Annotated in this window: 18 protein-coding genes; 9 read left to right on the forward strand and 9 right to left on the reverse strand. The window is 65.8% G+C overall.

The window, feature by feature from the left end:
• Positions 1-7: 7 nt before the first annotated feature.
• On the forward strand, positions 8-505 hold the full coding sequence (locus LRS11_RS02235) for a hypothetical protein (RefSeq protein ID WP_260496847.1): 498 nt from the start codon (positions 8-10) through the stop codon (positions 503-505).
• Positions 506-567: 62 nt separating this feature from the next.
• Here the strand turns inward: LRS11_RS02235 and LRS11_RS02240 are convergent, their stop codons facing one another.
• Entirely contained in the window at positions 568-1,899 is a 1,332-nt protein-coding gene (locus LRS11_RS02240) for a sensor histidine kinase (protein WP_260495352.1), read from the reverse strand.
• Entirely contained in the window at positions 1,896-2,591 is a 696-nt protein-coding gene (locus LRS11_RS02245; RefSeq protein WP_260495353.1) for a response regulator transcription factor, read from the reverse strand. Before LRS11_RS02245 ends, LRS11_RS02240 begins: the two co-directional genes overlap by 4 nt.
• Positions 2,592-2,766: 175 nt before the next feature.
• Between LRS11_RS02245 and dsbD the strand changes: the two genes are divergently transcribed.
• The 4 genes from dsbD to LRS11_RS02265 all read left to right on the forward strand — a co-directional run bounded on the left by dsbD (position 2,767) and on the right by LRS11_RS02265 (position 6,979).
• Positions 2,767-4,527 (forward strand): protein-disulfide reductase DsbD, encoded by a 1,761-nt coding sequence (dsbD, locus tag LRS11_RS02250; protein WP_260495354.1) that lies wholly within the window; start codon positions 2,767-2,769, stop codon positions 4,525-4,527.
• A complete protein-coding gene (locus LRS11_RS02255; protein WP_260495355.1) occupies positions 4,527-5,336 on the forward strand; it encodes a TlpA disulfide reductase family protein in 810 nt (269 codons plus the stop codon). Before dsbD ends, LRS11_RS02255 begins: the two co-directional genes overlap by 1 nt.
• A gap of 3 nt (positions 5,337-5,339) precedes the next feature.
• Positions 5,340-6,110: a thiol:disulfide interchange protein DsbG gene (dsbG, locus tag LRS11_RS02260; protein WP_260495356.1), complete on the forward strand. Its 771-nt coding sequence runs from the start codon at positions 5,340-5,342 to the stop codon at positions 6,108-6,110.
• Between the two features lie 119 nt (positions 6,111-6,229).
• Complete coding sequence (locus tag LRS11_RS02265; RefSeq protein WP_260495357.1) at positions 6,230-6,979, forward strand: 3-oxoacyl-ACP reductase family protein; 750 nt, start codon at positions 6,230-6,232, stop codon at positions 6,977-6,979.
• A gap of 108 nt (positions 6,980-7,087) precedes the next feature.
• Here LRS11_RS02265 and LRS11_RS02270 read toward each other — a convergent pair whose 3' ends face one another.
• A complete protein-coding gene (locus tag LRS11_RS02270; RefSeq protein WP_260495358.1) occupies positions 7,088-9,178 on the reverse strand; it encodes a TonB-dependent copper receptor in 2,091 nt (696 codons plus the stop codon).
• A 61-nt stretch (positions 9,179-9,239) separates the two neighbouring features.
• Positions 9,240-9,605 (reverse strand): hypothetical protein, encoded by a 366-nt coding sequence (locus LRS11_RS02275; RefSeq protein ID WP_260495359.1) that lies wholly within the window; start codon positions 9,603-9,605, stop codon positions 9,240-9,242.
• A gap of 228 nt (positions 9,606-9,833) precedes the next feature.
• On the opposite strand from LRS11_RS02275, the gene LRS11_RS02280 reads away from it, so the two are divergent.
• The 3 genes from LRS11_RS02280 to LRS11_RS02290 all read left to right on the forward strand — a co-directional run bounded on the left by LRS11_RS02280 (position 9,834) and on the right by LRS11_RS02290 (position 18,970).
• Positions 9,834-18,449, forward strand: a complete 8,616-nt coding sequence (locus tag LRS11_RS02280) for a GH36-type glycosyl hydrolase domain-containing protein (RefSeq protein ID WP_260495360.1) — start codon at positions 9,834-9,836, stop codon at positions 18,447-18,449.
• A 78-nt stretch (positions 18,450-18,527) separates the two neighbouring features.
• Positions 18,528-18,743, forward strand: coding sequence for a CsbD family protein (locus LRS11_RS02285; protein ID WP_260495361.1), 216 nt, complete (start codon positions 18,528-18,530; stop codon positions 18,741-18,743).
• A gap of 38 nt (positions 18,744-18,781) precedes the next feature.
• Positions 18,782-18,970, forward strand: a complete 189-nt coding sequence (locus LRS11_RS02290; protein WP_173203113.1) for a hypothetical protein — start codon at positions 18,782-18,784, stop codon at positions 18,968-18,970.
• Between the two features lie 219 nt (positions 18,971-19,189).
• Here LRS11_RS02290 and LRS11_RS02295 read toward each other — a convergent pair whose 3' ends face one another.
• Positions 19,190-19,693, reverse strand: a complete 504-nt coding sequence (locus LRS11_RS02295; protein WP_173203066.1) for a single-stranded DNA-binding protein — start codon at positions 19,691-19,693, stop codon at positions 19,190-19,192.
• 10 nt (positions 19,694-19,703) lie between these two features.
• The gene (locus LRS11_RS02300) at positions 19,704-21,098 is read right to left on the reverse strand and encodes an MFS transporter (protein ID WP_260495362.1); all 1,395 of its coding nucleotides are present in this window, start codon (positions 21,096-21,098) and stop codon (positions 19,704-19,706) included.
• A 133-nt stretch (positions 21,099-21,231) separates the two neighbouring features.
• Between LRS11_RS02300 and uvrA the strand changes: the two genes are divergently transcribed.
• Positions 21,232-24,066, forward strand: a complete 2,835-nt coding sequence (gene uvrA, locus LRS11_RS02305; protein ID WP_260495363.1) for an excinuclease ABC subunit UvrA — start codon at positions 21,232-21,234, stop codon at positions 24,064-24,066.
• 173 nt (positions 24,067-24,239) lie between these two features.
• Here uvrA and rplQ read toward each other — a convergent pair whose 3' ends face one another.
• From rplQ to rpsD, 3 genes are read right to left on the reverse strand one after another with little or no spacing between them, the layout of a single operon-like run.
• A complete protein-coding gene (rplQ, locus tag LRS11_RS02310) occupies positions 24,240-24,626 on the reverse strand; it encodes a 50S ribosomal protein L17 (RefSeq protein WP_160347644.1) in 387 nt (128 codons plus the stop codon).
• A 43-nt stretch (positions 24,627-24,669) separates the two neighbouring features.
• On the reverse strand, positions 24,670-25,671 hold the full coding sequence (locus LRS11_RS02315) for a DNA-directed RNA polymerase subunit alpha (protein WP_173203060.1): 1,002 nt from the start codon (positions 25,669-25,671) through the stop codon (positions 24,670-24,672).
• A 22-nt stretch (positions 25,672-25,693) separates the two neighbouring features.
• Positions 25,694-26,314, reverse strand: a complete 621-nt coding sequence (gene rpsD, locus LRS11_RS02320; protein ID WP_173203058.1) for a 30S ribosomal protein S4 — start codon at positions 26,312-26,314, stop codon at positions 25,694-25,696.
• Positions 26,315-26,316 lie beyond the last annotated feature (2 nt).

Here is a 26,316-nt window from a genome sequence, read left to right on the forward strand (position 1 = left end):
CGCCGCCATGGCCTCACCGGATAAACAGCAAAAACGTGCCCAGCGGGCCAAAGCCAAGGCCAAGCAGAACCGTTCGGGCAAGGCCAAGGTCAATGTCGTCCATCCGCTGCTGGCCAATCCGCTGATCAACGAGCCGTTCGATGATGTGGCAATCGATCTGAGCACCTTCGACTTCAAAGACATCGAAGAGCACGGTTTCGACCCGGCCGACTTCGACGATCTGTTCGAGGCGATGAAAGCCGCTGAAGGCATCAGCCTGCTGGCGATGTGTCTGGTGTTCCTGCAATACCCGGTGCTGGAGCTGGTGGTCGCGGAGGAAGCGGAAGACGCGGCCACCGACTTCATGATGGGCCTGCTGATCACCTATCGGGCAATTTTCCACGATGAAGACGAAGACACGGCCGTGGCGTGGATCGGCGGCGATGCCTTCCAGAATGCCTATAACGAAGCGTCGTTGATCCTGCAGAAGAAGCACGCCCGCGGCACCCCAGGCGCCCGCGCTTAGCCACGCAGCCCGAAGAAAAAGCCCGCCATTCGGCGGGCTTTTTGTTTTTCAGCCGAACGCGATCAGGCGCTCACATCCGCCCCGGTAACCACCAGCAAGCTCACGCACAAGCCTGCGCCCGTGTTTACAAACTCAAGCTCGCAGCCACAACGCTCGGCGATGGCCTTGACGATGGACAGCCCCAGGCCGCTGCCTTCGCCGGTGGAGTTGCGCCAGAAGCGTTCGGTCAACTGAGCGAGCTTGTCCGGGGCGACTCCAGGCCCGGCGTCGCGCACGCTGAAGCAGACCTTATCCCCGCGCAATTGCACGCTCAGACTGACTGCCGTGCCGGTCGGGGTGTGGCGCTGGGCGTTGTCCAGCAGGTTGCGCAAGGCGGCAATCGCCAGGGTTGGCGGCATCGGCAACAGGCGCTGCGCACTGGCATCGAGCAGCTGCAGCTCGATGGGAGGCTGACCCTGCTGTTGAGCATCGCCGATGGCCATCTGCGCCACTTGCTCGGCGCTGTATTGCAGGTTCTCGTCAAACGGCAGCCGACCCTCGACTCGCGCCAGTAGCAGCAACTGCTCCAGGGTCTGGTGCAGGCGGTCGGCGCCGGCTTCGGCGTTGGCCAGTGCCTGGCGGGCGGTCTCGCCCTCGGTCATGCTGGCCACCTGCAGGTGGGTTTTGATGGCGGTCAGCGGGCTGCGCAGTTCATGGGCGGCATCGTCGGTGAGCCGGCGCTCGCGCTCGATGGCCTGGGCGATACGCTGGAATAGCTGATTCTGGGTGGCCACCAGCGGTTGCAGCTCTTGCGGCAGGCCGTCGATATGCAGCGGCTCGATGCTATCGGCACTGCGCTGGGCCAACGCCTGGCGGATGCGGCGTAGCGGCGACAACTCGCGGCTGAGGCCAAACCAAAGCACCAGCAGGCTGCCGACCAATGCCAGCAGCACCGGAGCGGCGGCAGCCAGCAGAATGGAGCGCTTGAGGGTGTCGCGTTCGTCCAGTCGGTCGGCCGTGGTCACCCGCATATCGCCTTCGACCAGGGTGAAGGTGCGCCAGGTCAGATCACCAATGGTGCGCTCATGAAACCCCGTCTCCGCCATGCCCAAGGCGCTGTCCGGCGCGGCGCGGCTGCTGGCGAGGATCTCGCCGCGCACCGAGCTGATCTGGCAGGCGATGCCTTCGGGAATGCCCAACTGTTCGGTGCTCAGTGGCGTTCCTGATTCCCCCTGTTGTGGAGTCGGCAGCTGGGCCAGTAATCCGGCAACCATACGCGCCGAGGCCGCCAGGCGCTGATCGAGCGAGAGGGTCAGCTGGTTGCGCAGGTCGAACAACATCCACACGGCGGCCAGCGACCAGAGCAGGACAAAGGCCGAGCCGAGAATCAGGGTCAGGCGCAGACGCAAACTCATGGGGCGTTGCTCTCGTCAGGGGTGGTTGCATGCCCGGCCGGCCCCAGGCGGTAGCCCATGCCGCGTACTGTCTCGACGATGCCGTTGCCCAGCTTGCGCCGCAGGTGGTGGATATGCACGTTGAGCGCGTTGCTCTCGACCTCGCCGTCGAGGCCGTAGACCGCATCCTTGAGCTGTTCGCCGCTGAGCACGCGGCCCGGGCTGTGCAACAGCGCCTGCAGCAGCACCTGCTCGCGTCGCGACAGGTCGACCGGCTGCTCATGCAGAAACGCCTGGCAGGCCACCGGGTCGTAACGCAGCGGGCCATGTTCGACCTGCGGGCTGGCGCGTCCGGCGGCGCGGCGCAACAAGGCATGCAGGCGCGCGGCGAGCTCGCGCAGGTCGAAGGGTTTGACCAGGTAATCGTCGGCACCGTCCTGCAGGCCGGACACACGGTCGGCGACCGAGTCACGGGCCGTCAGCAGCAACACGGGCAAGGCCACACCGCGCTGACGCAGGCGACGCAGCAGGCTCAGACCGTCTTCATCGGGCAGGCCGAGGTCCAGCACCAGCGCGTCGAACTCCACCGTGCGCAGCAGCGCCTCGGCCTCGGCCGCGGTCGTCGCGTGCATTACGCGAAAGCCCTGGGCGGTGAGCCCGGCCACGACGCCGCTGGCGATCAGGGCATTGTCTTCAGTCAACAATATGTACATGGAACCGGTCCGTGGAGGAGATTGGAATATCCGTTGCCAGGATTAAACAGGCGTTATCGCTTGGCGCGAAATGATAACCGCCGGCTGCATTCACCGCCGATTATCACATCGTTAATCCTGACTTAACCGCCAACTGCGATGCTGCGCGCCTCGACATTCACAGACGTGGTTATGCATGCGGACGTTCCTGCTGTTTTCTCTGATGTGGGCCTGGCTACTGCAGCCGGTGCAGGCCTCCAGTTTTTCAGCCAACCCACTGCTGACGGGCAACAGCCAGCAGGCCGATTTTCTCCCCGCCGAGCAGGCATTCGACCTCAGCGTCGAACCCCAGGCCAATGGCGAAACCCTGCTGCGCTGGGACATTGCCCCCGGCTACTACCTCTACCAGCACCGCCTGCAGTTCAGCGGCCTGCCCGCCGGGGTCAAGCCCGAGCTGCCGCCTGGGCTGCCCTATAGCGATGAGTTCTTCGGCGACTCGCAGATCTACCGTGACCGCCTGGAGCTGATTCTGCCCGCCGGCAACACTGGCGAGGTTCAGGTCGGCTGGCAGGGCTGCGCCGATGCCGGGCTGTGCTATCCGCCGCAGACCCAGCAGATTGGCCTGCCTGGCAGCAACACGCCGAGCCAGCCAAGCAGCACGCTGGCCGAGGATCAAGCACTCGCCGGCAACCTGCAGAGCCAGACGATAGTCCTGAGCCTGCTGGTGTTCTTCGGCCTGGGCCTGCTGCTGGCCTTTGCTCCCTGCTCGTTGCCGATGCTGCCGATTCTCGCCGGCATTGTGGTGGGCAGCGGTGCCTCGCCGCGTCGCGGATTGGCGCTGGCCTCGGCCTATGTGGTGAGCATGGCGCTGGTGTATGCCGCGCTAGGCGTGGTCGCTGCCTTGATGGGCGCCAACCTGCAAGGCCTGCTGCAGCAACCCTGGCTGCTGGCCAGCTTCGCCGCGCTGTTCGTCCTGCTGGCCTTGCCGATGTTCGGCCTGTTCGAGTTGCAGCTGCCGGCGGCGCTGCGTGACCGTCTGGAGAATGCAGGGCGCAAACAGCAAGGTGGCAGCCTGGTGGGCGCCAGCATGCTCGGCCTGTTCTCCGGCCTGCTGGTCGGGCCGTGCATGACCGCGCCGCTGGCCGCTGCCCTGCTGTATATCGCGCAGAGTGGCGACGCGCTGCACGGTGGCCTGGTGCTGTTCGCCCTGGGTCTGGGTATCGGTACGCCGCTGGTGCTGCTGGTGACCCTGGGCAACCGCTTCCTGCCGAAACCGGGCGCGTGGATGGACCGGATCAAGGTGGTGTTTGGCTTCCTGTTCCTGGTGACCGCGTTGCTGGTGCTCCGTCCGCTGCTGGACGAGTCGATCTGGCTGGGCCTGTGGGGTGCGCTGCTGATTCTGCTGGCCACTGCCCTGCTGCAACTGGCGCGTCAGGTGCGTCAGCACACCAGCCTGAGCAAGGCCGCTGGCGCACTGCTGGGCCTCTGGGGCATGGCGATGCTGCTGGGTGCCGCCGGTGGTGCCAGCGACCCGATGCAGCCGCTCAAGGTGTTCACTGGCACTGCCGTTGCCGCTGCACCGAGCGCGCAGCACTTCATCGACCTGAACGAGCCGGCCGCGCTGGAGCGCGAGCTGGCCGCCGCCAAGGCCGAGGGCCAGTGGGTGCTGGTGGACTACTACGCGGACTGGTGTGTGTCATGCAAAGTCATGGAGAAAACCGTGTTTGGTAACCCCGAGGTGCAGGCCAGCCTGCAGGGCGTGCGCGTACTGCGCCCCGACGTAACCGAGAGCAATGCGGCGAGCCGCGCGCTACTTAGCCGCTTTGAAGTAATGGGCCCCCCCACGCTGCTGTGGATCGGTCCGAATGGTGAGGAACGCCGCTCGCAGCGCATCACCGGCGCGGTGGATGCCGAGCAGTTTCTGCAGATATGGACGACTACCCAGGAGCGTGGTTGATGTTAACGATCAATATCGGACCGCTGGCCCTCAGCACCGCCCATGTGCTGTTGCTGCTCAGCCTGCTGCTGGCGACTTTTACCGGCTGGTATGTCGGCCGGCGTAGCGCGGTAAACCCCGAGAAACAGCTGTTTCGCTTGCTGCTGGTGGCCATGCTGGTCGCCCGAGTGGCCTTCGTTGCAGTGTATTTCGAGCACTACCGCGAGCAACCCTGGCAGGCGCTGGATATCCGTGACGGCGGTTTTATCGCCTGGCCCGGTTTGCTGGCAGCCTTGCTGCTGGGTGCCTGGCTGGCCTGGCGCACGCCGGCCATCAGAACCTCGCTGGCCAGCGCGCTGGCAGTCGGTGTGCTGAGCTGGGGCCTGGGCAGCCTGGCCCTGCACGGCCTGGAGCAAGGCACGCGCTTGCCAGAGCTTTCGTTCAGGGACAGTAGCGGTGCCACCGTGGAACTTGAGGACTATGTCGGCAAGCCACTGGTGGTCAACCTCTGGGCCACCTGGTGCCCGCCGTGCCGCCGCGAAATGCCGGTACTGGCCGAGGCACAACGCGACAACCCGGAGCTGACCATCCTGTTCGTCAACCAGGGCGAAGGCCAGGGTGTGGTCAATCAGTATCTGGAGGCCGAAGCCCTGGGACTGGACAACGTACTGCTCGACAGCGGCGGCCGCCTGGGCCAGCACGTCGGCTCCATGGCCCTGCCCAGCACGCTGTTCTACGACGCCGAAGGTCGCCAGGTTGGCAGCCACCTGGGCGAACTCTCCCGCGCCAGCCTGGCTCGCGCGCTTGAAGTACTGAAGAAGGATCAATAAGCCATGAAGAAACTGCTCAATCTCCCCGTAATGATTTCAGCATTAACAATGCTGACCGTGCCTCTATTGCACGCCGAGGATTGGCCAGCTCCGATCAAAGCCGTCGAAGCGCGCGGTGCCGAAATCATCCAGCGCTTCGATGCTCCGAGCGGCTTGCAAGGCTATGCCGCGCGCTACAACGGCCAGGGCGTCGCCCTGTACCTGACTGCCGATGGCCAGCACGTAGTAGTCGGCAGCCTGCTCAATGCCCAGGGTGAAGACCTCTCGCAGCAGCCGTTGGACAAGCTGGTGTACGAGCCGCTGGCCAAGGAAATGCTCGGCAAGCTGGAGCGCAGCACCTGGATCGCCGACGGCAGCGCCAAGGCGCCACGCGTCATCTATATGTTCTCCGACCCCAACTGCCCCTACTGCAACATGTTCTGGAAGCAGGCGCGGCCCTGGGTCGAAGCCGGTGATGTGCAGATTCGCCATGTGATGGTCGGCATGCTGCGCCAGGACAGCGTCGAGAAGGCCGCCGCCCTGCTCAATGCCAAGGATCAACAGGCGGCGCTGCACGAGCATGAGTCCGCCGGCAAGGCCAGCACGCTGCAAGGGCTGAAGAAGATTCCAGCGGCGATCCAGCAGCAGCTCGACAGCAACCTTGGCCTGATGGCGGAGATGGGCGTAGCGGCTACGCCGGCGATTTTCTACCCGGACGAAAGCGGCCAGCTGCGCCAGCAGCGCGGTGCGCCAAGTCCGGATGTACTCAAACAGATCATGGGGCCGCGCTCCTGATCGCAACATCGCGCGCCGAGCGGTTTCGGTCGATAATCCGAGCCCCAGGCGCGTGGCAATAGAGTGCCCACACCTTAGTCAGAACGACTGACTCAATTTTTTTGTAATGGAGATACACCATGACAACTACTCAAACCCTGCAAGGCAAAATCGCTTTCATCCAGGGCGGTTCGCGCGGTATCGGCGCAGCCATCGTCAAGCGCCTGGCCGCTGAAGGCGCGGCAGTGGCCTTCACCTATGTGTCCTCCGCCGAGCGGGCCAATGCCCTGGCCAGCGAAGTGACTGGCGCTGGCGGCAAGGCCCTCGCCCTCAAGGCCGACAGTGCCGATGCAGCCGCCGTGCAACAGGCCATTCGCACTGCGGTCGAGCACTTCGGCGGCCTGGATATTCTGGTCAACAACGCCGGCGTGCTGGCCTGGGCCAGTACCGAAGAACTGACCCTGGAACAGCTGGATCACACCCTGGCGGTCAACGTGCGCAGCGTGTTCGTCGCCAGCCAGGAAGCCGCCAAACACATGACCGATGGCGGACGGATCATCAACATCGGCAGCACCAACGCCGAGCGCATCCCGGTGGCCGGTGGCGCGGTATATGCCATGAGCAAATCGGCGCTGGTCGGCCTGGCCAAAGGCATGGCCCGCGACCTGGGCCCACGCAACATCACCGTGAACAACGTGCAGCCCGGCCCGGTGGACACCGAGATGAACCCAGCCGATGGCGAGGGTGCCGAGTTCCTGAAAGGCCTGATGGCGCTGGATCGCTTCGGTAAGGCAGGTGAAATCGCCGGCTTTGTCGCCTACCTGGCCGGCCCGGAAGCGGGTTACATCACCGGGGCCAGCTTGATGATTGATGGCGGGTTTTCAGCGTAACCAAGCGCGCCGCAATTGCCTTGAGCAGAGCAGCCAGGCTCAATTAACGCTGACAGCGCCAACAAAAAGCCCGCCAAATGGCGGGCTCTGTTTTTCAGCCGAACGCGATCAGAAGCTCACATCCACCTTGGTCCACAAGGTGCGTCCCGGCTCGTCGATGGCGACCGGATCGGCCGGGTAGCCGAAACCGGCGTCGCCGGCCAGGTTGAGGTGCTCGGCGTAGTCCTTGTCGAACAGGTTATCCACACCGGTGCTGAGCTTGAGGTTGTCGCTGACGCGGTAGGCACCGTTGAGCGAGAGCACGCCGAAACCGGCGCTGCTGCCGAAGTCCTGGCCGACCACGTTGCCCTTGCCTGCGTCCACGCGGTTTTGCGCGGCAACCACGCGCCACAGGGCGCCGGCGCTCCAGGCATCGCGCTGGTAGCTCAGGCCCAGGCGGGTTTCCAGCGGCGGCATTTGCGGCAACGCTTCGCCGTCGCTGCTGTTCTTGCCCCAGGCATAGGCCAGGGTGGCGTCGGTCTTCCAGTTGTCGGTGAGGTTGTAGGCCACGCCCAGCTCGCCGCCCATGATGCGCGCATCGATGTTGTCGGCCTGGGAGCTGCTCATGCCCATCATGTCGGTGCTGTAGCTGAACAGGATGTAGTCGCGTACCTGGCCGACATAACCGGAAGCCCAAGCCTGCAGATCGGCGCTGGCGTATTGCACGCCAAAGTCGAGCTGGGTGGTCTTCTCCGGCTTGATCCCATCGAAGGCGTTGGCGCTGCCGGCCGGACCGGCGTCCGCAGAGAACAGTTCCCAGTAGTCGGGGAAGCGCTGCACATGGCCGAGGCCGGCGTACAGGGTGGTCGGCGAATCGGAAAGGTCATATTCGTAGCGAGCGAAGCCGCTGGGCAACGTATCGGCGCGAGTGTCGCCTTCGGTCGGGTTGGCAACCTGCATCATGCCGCTCCAGGCGCTGGCGCGGTAATCCTTGGTAGTGGCCCGATCCAGGCGCGCACCCGCCACCACGCGATTGCGCTCTGCGGCATACCAGGTGGCTTCGGCGAAGGCGCCGTAGTTATGGCTGACCGCATCCTTGTCCCAGGCAAACTGATCCGTATCGATGTAGGAGTCAGTCATCATGTCGTAATCGGAGTTGCGCCAGCGATGCTCGCTGCGTAGGGCGTCGACACCGGCGACCAGTTCCACGTCGGTCCACTTGAAGGTCGCGGCGAAGCGTCCACCGAGGGTACGGCGGTCGACCTGCGAGGCCATCGGCATGGGCATCATGCTGCTCGGATCGGGATCGCGCAGGCTGAAGTTGTCCATGATGTGGTCGGCGTAGTTGTAGTAGACCTGCGCCTCGAGCTTATCCAGCACGCCGCCCAGGTTGCTCTTCTCGAAGCGCAGGCCGAGGCTCTCGCGCTCGAACTGCGCTCCGTCCATGCTGCGCCCGGCGTAACGAGACTCGCCGTCGCCCTTGCCGGCGGTGAACTCGATCAGGGTGTCGGCGTCCGGGGTCCAGCCGATGGCCAGATCGCCGTTCCACTTCTTCCAGCGCGACGGCACCGTGTCACCGTCGCCATCCTCGTAGTCGTCGGCCTGCGCCTGGTTGCCGACAAAGCGCAGGTAGCCCTGCTCGCCGCCCACGGCGCCATCCAGCACCTTGTCGAAACGGCCGTTGGAGCCGGCCAGCAGGCTGGCATTCAGGCGGCTGCCAAGCTCGCCGAAACGTTCCGGCTCACGCTCGAACAACACGGTACCGGCCGAGGCTCCCGGCCCCCAGAGCACGGTCTGCGGGCCCTTGATCACGGTCAACTGATCGTAGGTTTCCGGCGAGATGTAGGAGCTCGGTGCGTCCATGCGGTAGGGGCAGGCACCGAGCATCATGCCGCCATTGGCGCGCAGGTTGATGCGCGAGCCAAACATGCCGCGCAGCACCGTGTCGCCATTGGTGCCGCCGCTGCGAATGGCGGAGAAGCCGGGAATGGTCTTCAGGTAGTCGGTGGCATCACTGGCCGGCACCGGCTGGCGGGCGTCCTTGGGATCGGCGATCACGGTCAGCGGCGAGCTCTGCTGCACGGCAGTGATCACGGTGGGCGCCAATTCGTTATTGACGATTTCTTCGGCCAGCACCGGGGCGGCCATGGCCAGGGTCAGTGCGGAAAGGACGAACGGCAGACGGCCGGCGCGCGCCGGCGAGAATACGGATGCGGTCATGGTGTTTCCTGAAAATTTGGGCAGCGCTAAACCCTCGATGGGAGGGCGAGTGATGGCGGTTTCAGGAAAACGCTGGTGGCGCCCGTCCAGGCGGCGCCACCAGGAACGGCGGACTGAGCGCCAGCAGTTCGGCGAAGCGCGGGCGCTGGGGTGACGGCGCCACCGCCGGCGCCGGTGGGCTGAAGGGGAAGGATTGCAGGCTGGCCCCGTGCGCGCCGCACTGCATGCAGGGCAGATGCTGACTGGCGGAGCTGTCGTCACCCTGCTCGCTCAGCTGCCACTGCACACCCTGGGATGTGCATAGCAGCATGAAGCCATCGGCACTCATCAGCGGCATGGCCCACAGCGGCATGCTCACGCGCAGCAGCATGCCCACCAGGGCAAAGGCGTAGAGCCAATCGCGGAAACTGCGGCTGAGTGGGTTCAAGGACGACATCCGTTTAGATCGGCGCATTCTAGCGGGCTGAGCGGCAGGCGCAGGGGGACACAGCGTCGCACCCGCCCGCGCTATGTGCGCCAACGGACAGACCAGCCCCGCCGCCGCCGCGCAGACTCACCAGAGCAACGCCGTGCCAGCCTCAGCGCTGGCGTCTTCCCCCGCGTCGCCGCTGCCTGCGTCTGCCGCAGGCCGTCGTCGCGCCCCGCCAAGGACACCATGGACAGTCAATGGACCCGCACCCTGAGCCGCCTATGGCGCAAACCGCCGCCGCCATTCGAGTATGAGCCGGTCCTGCGCGCTGAACTGTTCAGCGCCGAACAGATGGCCAGCCACGGCATCCACCTGGCTCGCCAGCATCGCCTGAGCCCCGGTTCGGCCAGTGACTCGCTGCTGCAGCGCCTGGCCGACAACAGCACCACCCTGGCCAGCAGTTGCGCCACCCTGAGCAGCGTGGCGCCGGCCGTGCGCCGGGCCACGCCGGCGGCGGAGTGGCTGCTGGACAACTTCTACCTGATCGAAGAACAGATCCGCACCGCGCAGAAGCACTTGCCCAAGGGCTACAGCCGCGAACTGCCGCGCCTGGCCAACGGCCCATCGGCCGGCTTGCCGCGGGTCTACGATATCGCCCTGGACACCATTTCCCATGGCGACGGGCGAGTCGACTGCGAGAGCCTGAGCCGCTTCGTCGAGGCCTACCAGAGCTGCGTGCCGCTGACCCTCGGCGAGCTGTGGGCGATCCCGATCATGCTGCGCCTGGCGCTGATCGAGAACCTGCGCCGCGTGGCCGCGCGCGTCATGGCCAACTGGAACGACCGCACCCTGGCCAACGAGTGGGCCGACCAGCTCACCGAAACCGCCGAGCGCGATGCCAAGAGCATCGTCCTCGCGGTGGCCGACATGGCCCGCTCCGCGCCGCCGATGAGCAGCTCGTTCGTCGCCGAGCTGGCGCGCCGCCTGCAGGGGCAGAACGCGGCGCTGATCCTGCCGCTGACCTGGATCGAACAGCTGCTCGGCGAGTCCGGGCAGAGCATCGAGCGCCTGGTGCAACTGGATGCCCAGCAGCAGGCCGCCGAACAGGTCTCCATCAGCAACAGCATCGCCAGCCTGCGCCTGCTCACGGCCAGCGACTGGCAGAGCTTCGTCGAGAGCCTCAGCCGCGTCGAACAGGTGCTGCGCGAAGACCCGGCGCAGGTCTACGTACAGATGGATTTCGCCACCCGCGACCACTACCGCCATGCCGTCGAACGCCTGGCTCGGCATTGCCCGCACAGCGAGGAAGACGTGGCGCACGCCGCGATTGCTCTGGCGGCTGACGCGGCCGCAGGCGACGCCACGGCCGTCAGCGCGCATGTCGGTTACTACCTGATCGGCCAGGGCCGCGCCGAGCTGGAACGCGCGCTCGCCGCCCGCGTGCCGCTGAGTGAAGCCTGGCAGCGCCTGCTGCGCCGTGCCCCGCTGACGATGTTCCTCGGCCCGGTGCTGCTGCTCACCCTGCTGTTCGCCTGGCCTTTTCTCGCCACCCTGCAACGCGGCGGTGCCCCCGACTACCTGCTGGTGCTGCTCGCCCTCCCCGCCCTGCTGATCAGCAGTCGCCTGGCCATCGGCCTGGTCAACTGGCTGGTGACCCTGACCGTCGCTCCGGAGATCCTGCCGCGCCTGGACTACAGCGACAGCATCCCGGCCCAGGCGCGCACCCTGGTGGTGGTGCCCAGCCTGATCGGCAGCAGCAGCGACATCGAGGAACTGGTCGAAGGCCTGGAAGTGCGCTTCCTCGCCAACCGCGACGACAACCTGCACTTCGCCCTGCTCACCGACTTTCTCGACGCCGCCAGCGCCGAACTGCCGCAGGACGCCGAGCTGTTGCAACTGGCCCGCCAGTTGGTCGAGGCGCTGAACCGCAAATACCCCTGCGGCGACTGCGAGCGCTTCTTCTTGCTGCACCGCCCGCGCCGCTGGAACCCCGCCGAGCAGCGCTGGATGGGCCATGAACGCAAGCGCGGCAAGATCGCCGAACTCAATGCGCTGCTGCGCGGGCGCGGCCAGGAACGCTTCAGCCTGATCGTCGGCGCGATCACGGAGCTGCCACCGGTGACCTATGTGATCACCCTGGACACCGACACCCAACTGCCGCGCGATGTGGCCCGTCAGTTCATCGGCGCCATGGCCCACCCGCTCAACCGCGCGCAGTACGACCCGCTGCAACGTCGCATCAGCGCCGGCTACGCGATCCTCCAGCCGCGGGTCGGCATCAGCCTGCCGAGCAGTGCGCGCTCGGCCTATGCCCAGCTGTTCGGCAGCGACGCCGGGATCGATCCCTACACCCGCGCCGTGTCCGACGTGTACCAGGACCTGTTCCAGCACGGCTCGTTCATCGGCAAAGGCATCTACGCCGTGGATGCCTTCGAGCATGCCCTCAGCGACTGCCTGCCGGACAACCGCATCCTCAGCCACGACCTGATCGAGGGCTGCTACGCGCGCTGCGGCCTGCTCAGCGACGTGCAGCTGTACGAGGAACACCCGGCGCGCTACAGCGCCGACGCCAAGCGCCGCCATCGCTGGATTCGCGGCGACTGGCAGTTGCTGCCCTGGCTGCTGCCGTGGACGCCGACCGCCTGCGGCACGCGGGAGCGCAACCGCCTGAGCGCCCTGGCGCGCTGGAAGATCTTCGACAACCTGCGCCGCAGCCTGGAACCACTGGCCTTCCTGACGATGTTGCTGTGGGGCTGGTTCGCGGTGGCCGGGGCGCTGCCCTGGACCCTGGTGGTGCTGGCCCTGGTGCTCACCCAGCCACTGCTCGCCTCGCTCCAGGAGCTGCTGCGCAAAGCCCACGACATGCCCCTGCACCAGCACCTCAGCGCTACCCTGCGCAGCACCGGCCTGCACCTGGCCCGTGCCCTGCTGGCGCTGGTCTGGCTGCCCTACGAGGCGCTGTGCAGTCTCGACGCCATCGCCCGCACGCTGTGGCGCATGCTGGTCAGCAAGCGCCGCCTGCTGCAGTGGAACCCCTCGCGGGAAGTCGAGCGCAGCAGCCGCAACGAACTGCCGGGGCTGTATCGCCTGATGGCCGTCGCGCCCGCGCTGGCCGTGCTGGTCGGCGCTGCCCTGCTGCTGGTGCGGCCAGAGGTGCTCGGCCTGGCCGGGCCCTTCCTGCTGGCCTGGCTGGCCGCGCCGGGGATTGCCTGGTGGCTGAGCCGGGCGACCACCCAGCGCCCGTTCACCCCGACTGCCGAGGAACTGCGCTTCCTGCGCGTACTGGCGCGCCAGACCTGGGCGTTCTTCGACGAGCATGTCGGCCCGGCGGACAACTGGCTGCCGCCGGACAATATCCAGCAAGCACCCAATCTGGTGGTCGCCCACCGCACCTCGCCGACCAATATGGGCATGGCCCTGCTCTCGCACCTGGCGGCCCATGATTTCGGCTACCTCAGCAGCGGCCGCCTGCTGGAACGCCTCGACCAGTCGCTGACCAGCATGGCCCGCCTGCAGCGCCACCGCCGGCACTTCTTCAACTGGTACGACACGCAGAGCCTGCAGCCGCTGCCGCCGCACTACATCTCCACGGTGGACAGCGGCAACCTGGCTGGCCTGCTGCTGACCCTGCGCCCCGGCCTGCTGGCCCTGGCCGATGCGCCGCTGCTGCAGCCGCGCCAGCTCGACGGCCTGGCCGATAGCCTGGCCGCCCTGCACGACTCGCTGGCCGCAGCTGCGTTGGAAACAGCGCCGCTGCAGGAATTTAAGAGCGAACTGGATGCCGCCTTCGCCGCACCGCCCGCCAGCGTCGACGCGGCCCTGCTGCGCCTGCAAAGCCTCAGCCGGCAAGCCGACGCCCTGAGCACCGCACTCAGCCTGCCCGCGACCAGCGATGCACAGTTCTGGCTGAACGCCCTGCAGGCGCACTGCCAGGACCTGCTGCGTGAACTGCTGACCTGCCAGCTGCCGGCCAGCAGCAGCGCCGCGCCGATCAGTACCTGGCGCCAACTGGCCGAGCTCGATGCCAGCCAATGGCCGCTCGCCGCCCAGGCGCGGGTCAGCGCCGTGCGCAATAGCGCCGGCGCGCGGCTGGCCCAGCTGACGCGCCTGGCCGAGCTGGTCGAAGACCTCGCCGACATGGACTTCAGCTTCCTCTATGACCCGCAGCGCGACATCTTCACCATCGGCTACAACGCCGACGAGCAACGCCTGGACGAGGCCTGCTACGACCTGCTGGCCTCCGAGGCGCGGCTGACCAACTTCGTGGTGATCGCCCAGGGCCAGTTGCCCCAGGAAGGCTGGTTCACCCTCGGCCGCCTGCTCACCAGCAACGCCGGGGTGCCGGTGCTGCTGTCCTGGTCCGGCTCGATGTTCGAATACCTGATGCCGCTGCTGGTGATGCCCAGCTACGCCGGCACCCTGCTGGAACAGACCTGCCGCGCCGCGGTGGCCCGACAGATCGAATACGGCAATCAGCTCGGCCTGCCCTGGGGCGTGTCCGAGTCGGGCTACAACACCCAGGACGCCCAGGGCAATTACCAGTACCGCGCCTTCGGCGTGCCGGGCCTGGGGCTCAAGCGCGGCCTTGGCGAAGACAGCGTGGTAGCGCCCTACGCCACGGCCCTGGCGCTGCTGCTGGAGCCCGACGCCGCCTGCAAAAACCTCCAGCGCCTGGCCGGCATGGGCCTGGCCGGACGCTTCGGCCTGCATGAAGCGATCGACTTCACCAGTAGCCGCCTGCCCCGTGGGCAGAGCGCGGCGGTGGTCCGTTCGTTCATGGCCCACCACCAGGGCATGAGCCTGCTGGCGCTGACCGCCCTGCTGCTGGAACGACCGATGCAGCGGCGCTTCGAGTCGGATCCGCAGTTCCAGGCCACCGCCCTGCTGCTGCAGGAGCGCGTGCCGAAAAGCGCCGCGCAGTATCTGCACGCGGCCAATGCCTCGGTCGCCGACACGGCGGCGCGGGTCAGCGAAACCAAGCTGCGCGTGTACAGCGATCCGGAGCGCAAACGCCCCGCCGTGCAGTTGCTGTCCAACGGCCGTTACCACGTCATGCTGAGCAGCGCCGGCGGCGGCTACAGCCGTTGCAACGAGCTGGCCGTGACCCGCTGGCAGGAGGACATCACCTGCGACAACTGGGGCCAGTTCTGCTACCTGCGTGATGTCGCCAGCGGCGCCTACTGGTCCAGCGCGCACCAGCCGACGCTGCAGCGCACCGAAAGCTACGAGGCGATCTTCACCGATGCCCGCGCCGAGTTCCGTGTGCGCGAACGCGGCTACGACTGCCACAGCGAGATCGTCGTCTCGCCGGAAGACGACATCGAGCTGCGCCGCCTGCACATCACCAACCGCGCCCGCGTGCGCCGCAGCATCGAGCTGACCAGCTACGCCGAAGTGGTGCTGGCCACGCCGATCAGCGATGCCCTGCACCCGGCCTTCAGCAACCTGTTCGTCCAGAGCGAACTGCTGCCCACGCTGCAGGCCATCATCTGCACCCGGCGGCCGCGCGCCAGCGAGGAAAGCGTGCCCTGGATGTGCCACCTGCTGGCCGCCCACGGCGTGGATATCCAGGCGATTTCCTACGAGACCGAGCGTGTGCGCTTTCTCGGCCGCGGGCGCAGCGTGGCCAACCCCGCGGCGCTCGACCCGAGCTGCGAGGCGCTTAGCGGCAGCTGTGGCTCGGTGCTCGACCCGATCGTGGCGATCCGCTGCCGCATCAGCCTGGAACAGGGGCAGACGGCGACCATCGACCTGGTCACCGGCCTCAGCCAGAGCCGCGAGGCCTGCCTGCAGCTGATCGACAAGTACCGCGACCGCCACTTGGCCGACCGCGTGTTCGACCTGGCCTGGACCCACAGCCAGGTGCTGCTGCGCCAGCTCAATGCCACGCCGGCCGACGCCCGCCTGTTCGAACAGATGGCAGCCGCAATTCTCTACGTCAACGCCTCGCTGCGCGCCGAAGCCGGCGTGCTCAGCGCTAACCGGCGCAGCCAGTCGGGCCTGTGGGGCCAGGCAATTTCCGGCGACCTGCCGATCGTCCTGCTGCAGATCGCCGACCCCGGCAATATCGAACTGGTGCGCCAGCTGGTACAGGCCCACGCCTACTGGCGGCAGAAAGGCCTGGTGCTCGACCTGGTGATATGGAATGAAGACCAGGCCGGCTACCGCCAGCATCTGCAGGACCTGATCCTGGCCATCGTCACCTCGAGCAGCGAAGCCCACCTGCTCGACCGCCCCGGCGGCATCTTCGTGCGCCCGGCGCAGCAGCTGTCCAGTGAAGACCGCTTGCTGATGCTGGCAGTGGCGCGCCTGGTACTCAGCGACAGCCGTGGCGGCCTGGCCGAGCAGGTGCATCGGCGCCGGGCGGAAGCACCCTTGCCACGCTTCGAGCCGCGCCTGCTGCGCTCGCCGCCGAGCAGCCTGCCGCCCATTGCCGCGGCGCCGGACCAGCCGCTCGGTGCCTTCAGCAGCGATGGCCGCGAATATGTGATCCACCTGGCGCCGGGACAGAGCACCCCGGCGCCCTGGGTCAATGTGCTGGCCAACCCGCAGTTCGGCACGGTGCTGTCGGAAAGCGGCGGCGCCTACACCTGGAGCGAGAACGCCCACGAGTTCCGCCTGACGCCCTGGCACAACGACCCGGTCGGCTATGCCAGCGACGAGGCGCTGTACCTGCGTGACGAGGAGAGCGGCCACTACTGGTCGCCCACCCCGCTGCCACGCCCCGGCAGCGGTGGCTACGTGACCCGGCACGGCTTCGGCTACAGCGTCTTCGAGCACGACGAGGACGGCATCCACAGCGAGCTGTGGGTGTACGTGGCGCTGGACGCGCCGATCAAGTTCTCCCGGCTCAAGGTGAGCAACCATTCGGGCCGCGCGCGGCGCCTGTCGGCCACCGGCTATGTAGCCTGGGTGCTCGGCGACCTGCGGCAGAAAACCGCCATGCACGTGGTCAGCGAAGCCGACCCGCAGAGTGGTGCGCTGCTGGCGCGCAACGCCTATTCCATCGAGTTCCCCGAGCGGGTGGCGTTCTTCGATGTGGATGCGCCGGTGCGCAGCGTCACCGCCGACCGCAGCGAATTCATCGGCCGCAACGGCAACCTGCAGGCGCCGGCGGCGCTGGCCCAGGTGCGCCTTTCCGGGCGCACCGGCAGCGGCCTCGACCCCTGCGCGGCGCTGCAGGTCGGTTTCGAGCTGGCCGATGGCGACAGCCATGAGGTGATCTTCCGCCTCGGCGCGGAACACAGCGCCAGCGCCGCCAGCCGCCTGCTCCAGCGCCTGCGCGGCAGCAGCGCGGCGGCGGCAACGCTGGCTGCGGTACAGGCCTACTGGCACACGACCCTCGGCGCGGTACAGATCAGCACCCCGGAGCCGGCCATCGATGTGCTGGTCAACGGCTGGCTGATGTACCAGGTGATCGCCTGCCGCTTCTGGGCCCGCAGCGGTTTCTATCAGTCCGGTGGCGCCTATGGTTTCCGCGATCAGCTACAGGACAGCATGGCCATGCTGCATGCCGACCCGGCGGCGGCGCGCCGTCATCTGCTGCTGTGCGCCGCGCACCAGTTCGTCGAGGGCGATGTGCAGCACTGGTGGCATCCGCCGCTGGATCGCGGCGTGCGCACCGGCTGCTCGGACGACTACCTGTGGCTGCCGCTGGCCACCAGCCGCTATGTGCAGCTGACTGGCGACCGCAGCGTGCTGGACGAGCCGGTCGGCTACCTCGAAGGCCGGCCGCGCAACGCCGGCGAAGAGTCCTATTACGATCTGCCCAACCGCTCGCCGCTGGTGGAAAGTCTCTACCAGCACTGCCGGCGCGCACTCGACTACAGCCTGCCGCGCGGCGCCCACGGCCTGCCGCTGATCGGCTCCGGCGACTGGAACGACGGCATGAATCGCGTCGGCGAGCAGGGCCACGGTGAAAGCGTGTGGCTGGGCTTCTTCAGCCATCAGGTATTCAGCCAGTTCGCCGGCATCGCCCGCCAGCAGGGCGATGGCGACTTCTCCCGGCACTGCCTGCAGCAGGCGGTCAGCCTGCGCAGCAACCTCGACCTGCACGGCTGGGACGGCGCCTGGTACCGCCGCGCCTACTTCGACGACGGCACGCCGCTGGGTTCGGCGAGCAACGACGAATGCCGCATCGACGCCATCGCCCAGAGCTGGGCGGTGCTCTCCGGCGCCGCCAGCCACGAGCACCAGCTCAGCGCCATGAACGCGCTGGAACAGCACCTGCTGCGCCGCGATGTCGGCCTGCTGCAGCTGCTCGATCCGCCCTTCGACACGGGCCTGCTCGACCCTGGCTATATCAAGGGCTATGTGCCGGGCGTGCGCGAAAACGGCGGGCAATACACCCACGCCGCCGTGTGGGCGAGCATGGCCTTCGCCGCGCTGGGCGACAGTCGGCGCGCCTGGCAACTGCTGCGCCTGCTCAACCCGGTCAGCCATGGCGAGAGCGCGGCCGGCATCGCCCGCTACAAGGCCGAGCCCTATGTGCTGGCCGCCGATGTCTATGGCGTGGCCCCGCATGCCGGGCGCGGTGGCTGGAGCTGGTACACCGGTGCGGCGGGCTGGATGTACCGGCTGGTCGTCGAGTCGCTGCTCGGCGTGCAGCGCCACGGCAACAGCCTGCGCATCCAGCCGGTGCTGCCCGCCGACTGGCCGGGCTTCAGCCTCGATTATCAACTGGGCGGCAGCCGCTATCACATCGACGTGCGCCAGACGGCCAGCGGGGTCGGTTCGGTGTACCGGGACGGGGTGCGACTGGACGGCCCGGACATCGCCTTGCTCGACGACGGCAACGCGCATCGGGTCGAGGTGCTGTACTGCGCCCAGCCGATCGACACACCGCTCGATCTGGTGCGCTAGCGCCTATGGGGTGCAGCGCACCGACGCGGCTTCTGCATAGCTGTCATGGTCGACTGAGCGTCAAACAGGAGAAACACGATGAGCCGAGAACTCGCCGATGTGATCAAGGGCAAATGGCATCAACTGGCCCGCCTCGCTCACATCGTCTGGGACGACCTGACCCTGGATGAGCTGCTCAAGTCCGAGGGTGATGCACAGAAACTGACCGCCCTGGTGCAGCAGCGCTACGACATGACCGAGCGCGAAGCCGAGAAGCAGGTGATCAGTTTCTTCGAGCGGCACCGCACCACTTAACGACCGACCGGAGGGCAGAACCTTCCCTGGAGCCCCACATGTTCTTCCCCTACTTCGTCGTCGCGCGCAGCTCCGGCAACATCATTCGCATCATCCAGCGCAGCAGCCCGCCCGGTGACAGCGATACGGTCATGAATGTGCACGCTTCGACCATGAGCCTGCACCGTTACCAGAGCCTGTTTGACGCCGGCCACGACCTGATCAGCCTGAAATCCGTGCTGCAGTAAGCTCATTTCGTGCAGGCAATAAAAAACCCGGCACTCCTGGGGAGTGCCGGGTTTATCTGACGCGACTGCTTGGTGCTTAGAACCTGTTCACGATCTTTTGGACTAGAGCCAGACAAGGCAAAAACAGGCGAGGAAGCGGAGTTTACGAGCTGTAAATGAGCATTCCGAGCCTGTTTTTAACGCGGTATGGCCGACGGACAGGAGATCGTGGAAAGGTTCTTAGAACGGGATGTCGTCGTCGAAGCTATCGTAGTCCGGAGCCGGTTGCTGCTGAGCGGCCGGCTGCGGCGCCGGGCGCTGCTGCGGGGCGGACTGCTGCGGGGCCGGACGCGACTGCTGCTGACGCGGGGCGTATTCACCGCCGCCTTCGCTGTTGCCACCACGGCCGCCGAGCAGCTGCAGGGTGCCGTTCATGTCGACCACGATCTCGGTGGTGTAGCGCTTGACGCCGTCCTTCTCCCACTCGCGGGTTTGCAGACGACCTTCGATGTAGCACTGGCCGCCCTTGCGCAGGTATTCACCGGCGATCTCGGCGAGCTTGCCGAAGAACACGATGCGGTGCCATTCGGTGCGATCCTGCTGCTGACCGGTCTGCTTGTCTTTCCAGCTGTCGGTGGTGGCCAGGGTGATGTTGGTCACCGCGTTGCCATTGGGCAGATAACGGGTTTCCGGATCGCCGCCGACGTTACCGATCAGAATGACTTTGTTTACCCCACGGGCCATTTTCGTTCTCCTAAGCTGAATGCGTAACCGGCGCCTCTTCGAGCTCCCGCTCGAACAACGCACGATCCAATTGTTGGGTGTCCACTTTGATGTACAGGGCCGCTTCCTCGGCGACAACCACGGCGTCACTGACGCCGGGGATGGCCAGCAGGCGCCCCACCAGTCCGGTATCGGCCAGGGCCGCGGTACTCAGCGGCCGGCGCAGACTGGTCACGTAAGGCGGCTCGCGCATAGTAGCAGCTATAAAAACCCAGAAAAGAGCCAGCAGCGCACATCCGACGAACACAGCGTCGAGGCCACCAATCTGGTACAGCCAGCCACCGAGGATGCCGCCCAGCGCCGCGCCGAGAAACTGGCTGGTGGAGTACACGCCCATCGCCGTGCCCTTGCCACCCGCCGGCGAGACCTTGCTGATCAGCGACGGCAGCGAAGCCTCCAGCAGGTTGAACGCGGTGAAAAACAGGATGATGCCCAGCACCAGCAGGCGCAGGCTGTTGCCGCACAGCCAGAAGAACAGTTCGCACAACAGCAGCACCAGCACCGCGCCGGTCAGCACGCGCTTCATCTGCCGTTTCTTCTCGGCGTAGATGATGAACGGCACCATGCCGAAGAAGCCGATGAGCAGCGCGCTGAGGTAGACCCACCAGTGCTCTTCCTTGGCCAGCCCGCCCTGCTCCACCAGCGCCAGCGGCAGGGCGATAAAACTGGCCATAAGGATGGCGTGGAGAACGAAGATGCCCAGGTCCAGACGCAGCAGGTCGGGGTTGCGCAGGGTCGGCCACAGTGCCTGCCTGGCCACCCCGGACTCGCGGTGCTGCAGGGTGCTGGAGGCACGCGGGACCATGCCGGCGACGATCAGGATGCCCAGCAGGGCCATGCCGGACGTGACCCAGAACAGCCCGGACAAGCCGTAGGCGCGGGTCAGCAGCGGGCCGGTGACCATGGCCACGGCGAACGACAGGCCGATGCTCATGCCGATCATGGCCATGGCCTTGGTGCGGTGTTGTTCGCGGGTCAGGTCGGAGAGCAGCGCCATCACCGCCGCAGAAATCGCCCCAGCGCCCTGCAGCACGCGGCCGGCAATCACTCCCCAGATGGAGTCGGCGGTGGCCGCCAGGGCCGCGCCGGCAGCGAAGATCAGCAAGCCGACGTAGATCACCGGCAGGCGCCCGATGCGGTCGGAGAGGATGCCGAAGGGAATCTGCAGCAGTGCCTGGGTCAGGCCGTAGGCGCCGATGGCCAGGCCGATCAGCAGCGGCGTGGCGCCTTGCAGATCCATGCCATAGGTGGCCAGCACCGGCAGCACCATGAACATGCCCAGCATGCGGAAGGCGAACACCAGGGCCAGGCCGCTAGCCGCGCGCGTCTCGCCGGCGCTCATGCGTTCGCTGTGCGGATCGTGCATCGATAAACCCCATGAAAACGAGGCGGCGATTCTATCAGCCGCAAGCCGTGCGGCACAGGCGTGACGCTTTGCCGCTAGGTGCTACGGAGCCGTATACTTGGCGGTTTCCAGGCGCCAAACGAGGCTGCTGTTCGTGGATAAGATTCTGATTCGTGGGGCGCGTACCCATAACCTGAAAAACATCGACCTGACCCTGCCGCGCGACAAACTGATCGTGATCACCGGCCTGTCCGGTTCCGGCAAGTCGTCGCTGGCCTTCGACACGCTGTACGCCGAGGGTCAGCGCCGCTACGTCGAATCGCTGTCGGCCTATGCCCGGCAGTTCCTGTCGATGATGGAAAAGCCCGACGTCGACACCATCGAAGGCCTGTCGCCGGCGATCTCCATCGAACAGAAGTCCACTTCGCACAACCCGCGCTCCACCGTCGGCACCATCACCGAGATCTACGACTACCTGCGCCTGCTCTATGCCCGCGTCGGTATTCCGCGCTGCCCGGACCACGACCTGCCACTGGAGGCGCAGACCGTCAGCCAGATGGTCGACCAGGTGCTGGCCCTGCCGGAAGGCAGCAAGCTGATGCTGCTGGCCCCGGTGATTCGCGAGCGCAAGGGCGAGCACCTGTCGGTGTTCGAGGAACTGCGCGCCCAGGGCTTCGTCCGCGCACGGGTCAACGGCAAGCTGTATGAGCTGGACGAATTGCCCAAGCTGGACAAGCAGAAGAAGCATTCCATCGACGTGGTGGTCGACCGTTTCAAGGTACGTGAGGACCTGCAGCAACGCCTGGCCGAGTCGTTCGAGACCGCACTGAAGCTGGCCGACGGCCTGGCCCTGGTGGCGCCGATGGATGAGGAGCCGGGCGAGGAAATCATCTTCTCCGCGCGCTTCGCCTGCCCGGTCTGCGGTCACTCGATCAGCGAACTGGAACCCAAGCTGTTCTCCTTCAACAATCCGGCCGGCGCCTGCCCGACCTGCGACGGTCTCGGTGTGAAGCAGTTCTTCGACACCCGGCGCCTGGTCAATGCCGAGCTGACCCTGGCCGAAGGCGCGATCCGCGGCTGGGACCGGCGCAACGTCTACTACTTCCAGATGCTCGGCTCGCTGGCCGCACACTATGGCTTCAGCCTGGAGGTGCCGTTCGAGGAACTCAGCCAGGAAGATCGCCAGGCCATCCTGCATGGCAGCGGCAAGGACAACGTCGAGTTCCGCTACCTCAACGACCGTGGTGACATCGTCAAGCGCGCGCACCCCTTCGAAGGCATCGTGCCGAACCTGGAGCGGCGTTACCGCGAGACCGAATCGACCACCGTGCGCGAGGAACTGGCCAAGTTCCTCAGCACCCAGGCCTGCCAGGACTGCCGCGGTACCCGTCTGCGCCGTGAGGCGCGGCATGTGTGGGTCGGCGAGCGCACCCTGCCCGCCGTCACCGGCCTGCCGATCGGTGATGCCGCCGACTACTTCGGCAGCCTGGCGCTGACCGGCCGGCGCGGCGAGATCGCCGACAAGATTCTCAAGGAAATCCGCGAGCGCCTGCAGTTTCTGGTCAACGTCGGCCTCGACTACCTGACCCTGGACCGCAGCGCCGACACCCTGTCCGGCGGCGAGGCCCAGCGCATCCGCCTAGCCAGCCAGATCGGCGCCGGCCTGGTCGGGGTGATGTACATCCTCGACGAGCCCTCCATCGGCCTGCACCAGCGCGACAACGAGCGCCTGCTCGGCACCCTGCGTCACCTGCGCGACATCGGCAACACGGTGATCGTGGTCGAGCACGACGAGGACGCCATCCGCATGGCCGACTACGTGGTGGATATCGGCCCGGGTGCCGGCGTGCATGGCGGGCGCATCGTCGCCGAAGGTACGGCGGCCGAGGTCATGGCCCACCCGGACTCGCTGACCGGCAAGTACCTGTCCGGACGGGTGAAGATCCGCTACCCGGCGCAGCGCACCCCGCGCAACAAGAAGCTGGCGCTGAAGATCAAGGGCGCGCGCGGCAATAACCTGCGCAACGTCGACCTGGAAATCCCGCTCGGCCTGCTCACCTGCGTCACCGGCGTGTCCGGCTCGGGCAAGTCGACGCTGATCAACAACACCCTGTTCCCACTGGCGGCCACCGCGCTGAATGGCGCCACCACCCTGGAGGCCGCCGCCCACGACAGCATCGACGGCCTGCAGCACCTGGACAAGGTGGTCGACATCGACCAGAGCCCGATCGGCCGCACGCCGCGCTCGAATCCGGCGACTTACACCGGCCTGTTCACCCCGATCCGCGAGCTGTTCGCCGGCGTACCGGAATCACGCTCGCGCGGCTACGGCGCCGGGCGCTTCTCCTTCAACGTCAAGGGCGGGCGCTGCGAAGCCTGCCAGGGCGACGGCCTGATCAAGGTGGAAATGCACTTCCTGCCGGACATCTACGTGCCGTGCGACGTGTGCAAGAGCAAGCGCTACAACCGCGAAACGCTGGAGATCAAGTACAAGGGCAAGAGTATCCACGAGGTGCTGGAGATGACCATCGAGGAGGCCCGCGAGTTCTTCGACGCGGTGCCAGCGCTGGCGCGTAAGCTGCAAACCCTGATGGATGTCGGCCTGTCCTACATCAAGCTCGGTCAGTCGGCGACCACCCTGTCCGGCGGCGAGGCACAGCGGGTCAAGCTGAGCCGCGAGCTGAGCAAGCGCGACACCGGCAAGACTCTGTACATCCTCGATGAGCCGACCACCGGCCTGCACTTCGCCGATATCCAGCAACTGCTCGACGTGCTGCACCGCCTGCGCGACCACGGCAACACCGTGGTGGTGATCGAGCACAACCTGGACGTGATCAAGACCGCGGATTGGCTGATCGACCTCGGCCCAGAAGGCGGCTCCAAGGGCGGCATGATCATCGCCACCGGCACCCCGGAAGAAGTCGCCGAGATGCCGCAGTCGCATACCGGGCACTTCCTCAAGCCGCTGCTGGAGCGTGATCGGGGCTAAACCCGCCGCGCAGCAAAAGGCCGGGCAATGCCCGGCCTTTTTTATGCGTGCTATTCGCTGCTTAGCGCAGACGCTCGCCAGAACAGCTGCCAGCCAATCCACACCTGCACACGCCTTTTCTGCAGACACAAAAAACCGGGCACTGGGCCCGGTTCTTCGCAGACCGTGAGGTCTTACTCGGCGTCTACTGCTGCACCAGCGACCGGACGGTCAACCAGTTCAACATAAGCCATCGGAGCATTGTCGCCAGCGCGGAAACCGCACTTGAGGATACGCAGGTAGCCGCCCTGACGGGTGGCGTAGCGCTTGCCCAGATCGTTGAACAGTTTGCCAACGATAGCTTTCGAACGAGTACGGTCGAAGGCCAGACGACGGTTAGCAACGCTGTCTTCTTTAGCCAGAGTGATCAGCGGCTCGGCAACGCGGCGCAGTTCTTTGGCTTTCGGCAGAGTAGTTTTGATCAGCTCGTGCTCGAACAGCGAAACCGCCATGTTCTGGAACATGGCCTTGCGGTGGGCGCTGGTGCGGCTGAGGTGACGGCCACTTTTACGATGACGCATGGTTCAATTCCTTACCAAACTTCAAGTTCGGTGATCGTGACGATCAGGCAGTCGCCTTATCGTCTTTTTTCAGGCTTGCCGGCGGCCAGTTGTCGAGACGCATGCCGAGGGACAGGCCACGAGAGGCCAGTACGTCCTTAATCTCGGTGAGCGACTTCTTGCCCAGGTTCGGAGTTTTCAACAGTTCTACTTCGGTACGCTGGATCAGGTCGCCGATGTAGTAAATGTTCTCCGCCTTGAGGCAGTTGGCCGAACGAACGGTCAGTTCAAGGTCGTCAACCGGACGCAGCAGGATCGGATCGATCTCGTCTTCCTGCTCAACCACGACCGGCTCGCTGTCACCTTTGAGGTCGACGAACGCGGCCAGCTGCTGTTGCAGGATGGTCGCAGCACGACGGATAGCCTCTTCCGGATCCAGAGTACCGTTGGTTTCCAGGTCAATGACCAGTTTATCCAGGTTGGTACGCTGCTCGACGCGGGCGTTTTCAACCACGTAAGCCACACGACGGACCGGGCTGAACGAGGAGTCCAGCTGCAGACGGCCGATGCTACGGCTTTCGTCTTCATCGCTCTGACGCGAATCAGCCGGCTCGTAGCCACGGCCACGACGCACGGTGAGACGCATGTTCAGAGCACCGTTGTCCGCCAGGTTGGCGATAACGTGATCGCCGTTGACGATCTCGACATCGTGATCCAGCTGAATATCGGCAGCAGTGACCACACCCGAGCCCTTCTTGGCCAGAGTCAGGGTGACTTCGTCACGACCGTGCAGCTTGATAGCCAAACCTTTCAGGTTCAGGAGGATCTCAATGACATCTTCCTGAACACCTTCGATGGCGCTGTACTCATGGAGTACACCGTCAATCTCGGCCTCGACTACTGCACAGCCAGGCATGGAGGACAACAGGATGCGACGCAGCGCGTTGCCCAGGGTGTGGCCAAAGCCACGCTCGAGAGGCTCGAGAGTGATCTTGGCGCGGGTCGAACTGACCACCTGAACGTCGATATGACGGGGGGTCAGGAACTCATTTACCGAAATCTGCATGGATGCACCTATTTTCTAGCCCTTACTTGGAGTAGAGCTCGACAATCAGGCTTTCGTTGATGTCGGCGGACAGATCACTGCGAGCCGGAACGCTTTTGAACACGCCCGATTTCTTCTCAGTGTCTACGTCTACCCACTCAACGCGACCGCGCTGGGCGCAAAGCTCGAGAGCTTGCACGATGCGCAGCTGGTTCTTCGCCTTTTCGCGAACTGCCACGACGTCACCAGCTTTAACCTGGTAGGACGGGACGTTCACGGTCGAACCGTTCACGGTGATCGCTTTGTGCGATACCAGCTGACGGGATTCGGCGCGGGTAGCACCAAAGCCCATACGGTAAATCACGTTATCCAGACGGCACTCGAGCAGTTGCAGGAGGTTTTCGCCGGTAGCGCCTTTACGGCTGGCAGCCAGTTTGTAGTAGCTGCTGAACTGACGCTCGAGCACACCGTAGATACGGCGAACTTTCTGCTTCTCACGCAGCTGGGTACCGTAGTCGGACTGACGACCACGGCGAGCGCCGTGCTGGCCAGGAGCCGATTCGATGTTGCATTTCGATTCAAGCGCGCGCACACCACTCTTCAGGAAGAGATCAGTGCCTTCACGACGAGACAGTTTGCATTTGGGACCAATGTAACGAGCCATTC

This window comes from Pseudomonas sp. J452 (genome assembly GCF_024666525.1).
Lineage (GTDB): Bacteria > Pseudomonadota > Gammaproteobacteria > Pseudomonadales > Pseudomonadaceae > Aquipseudomonas.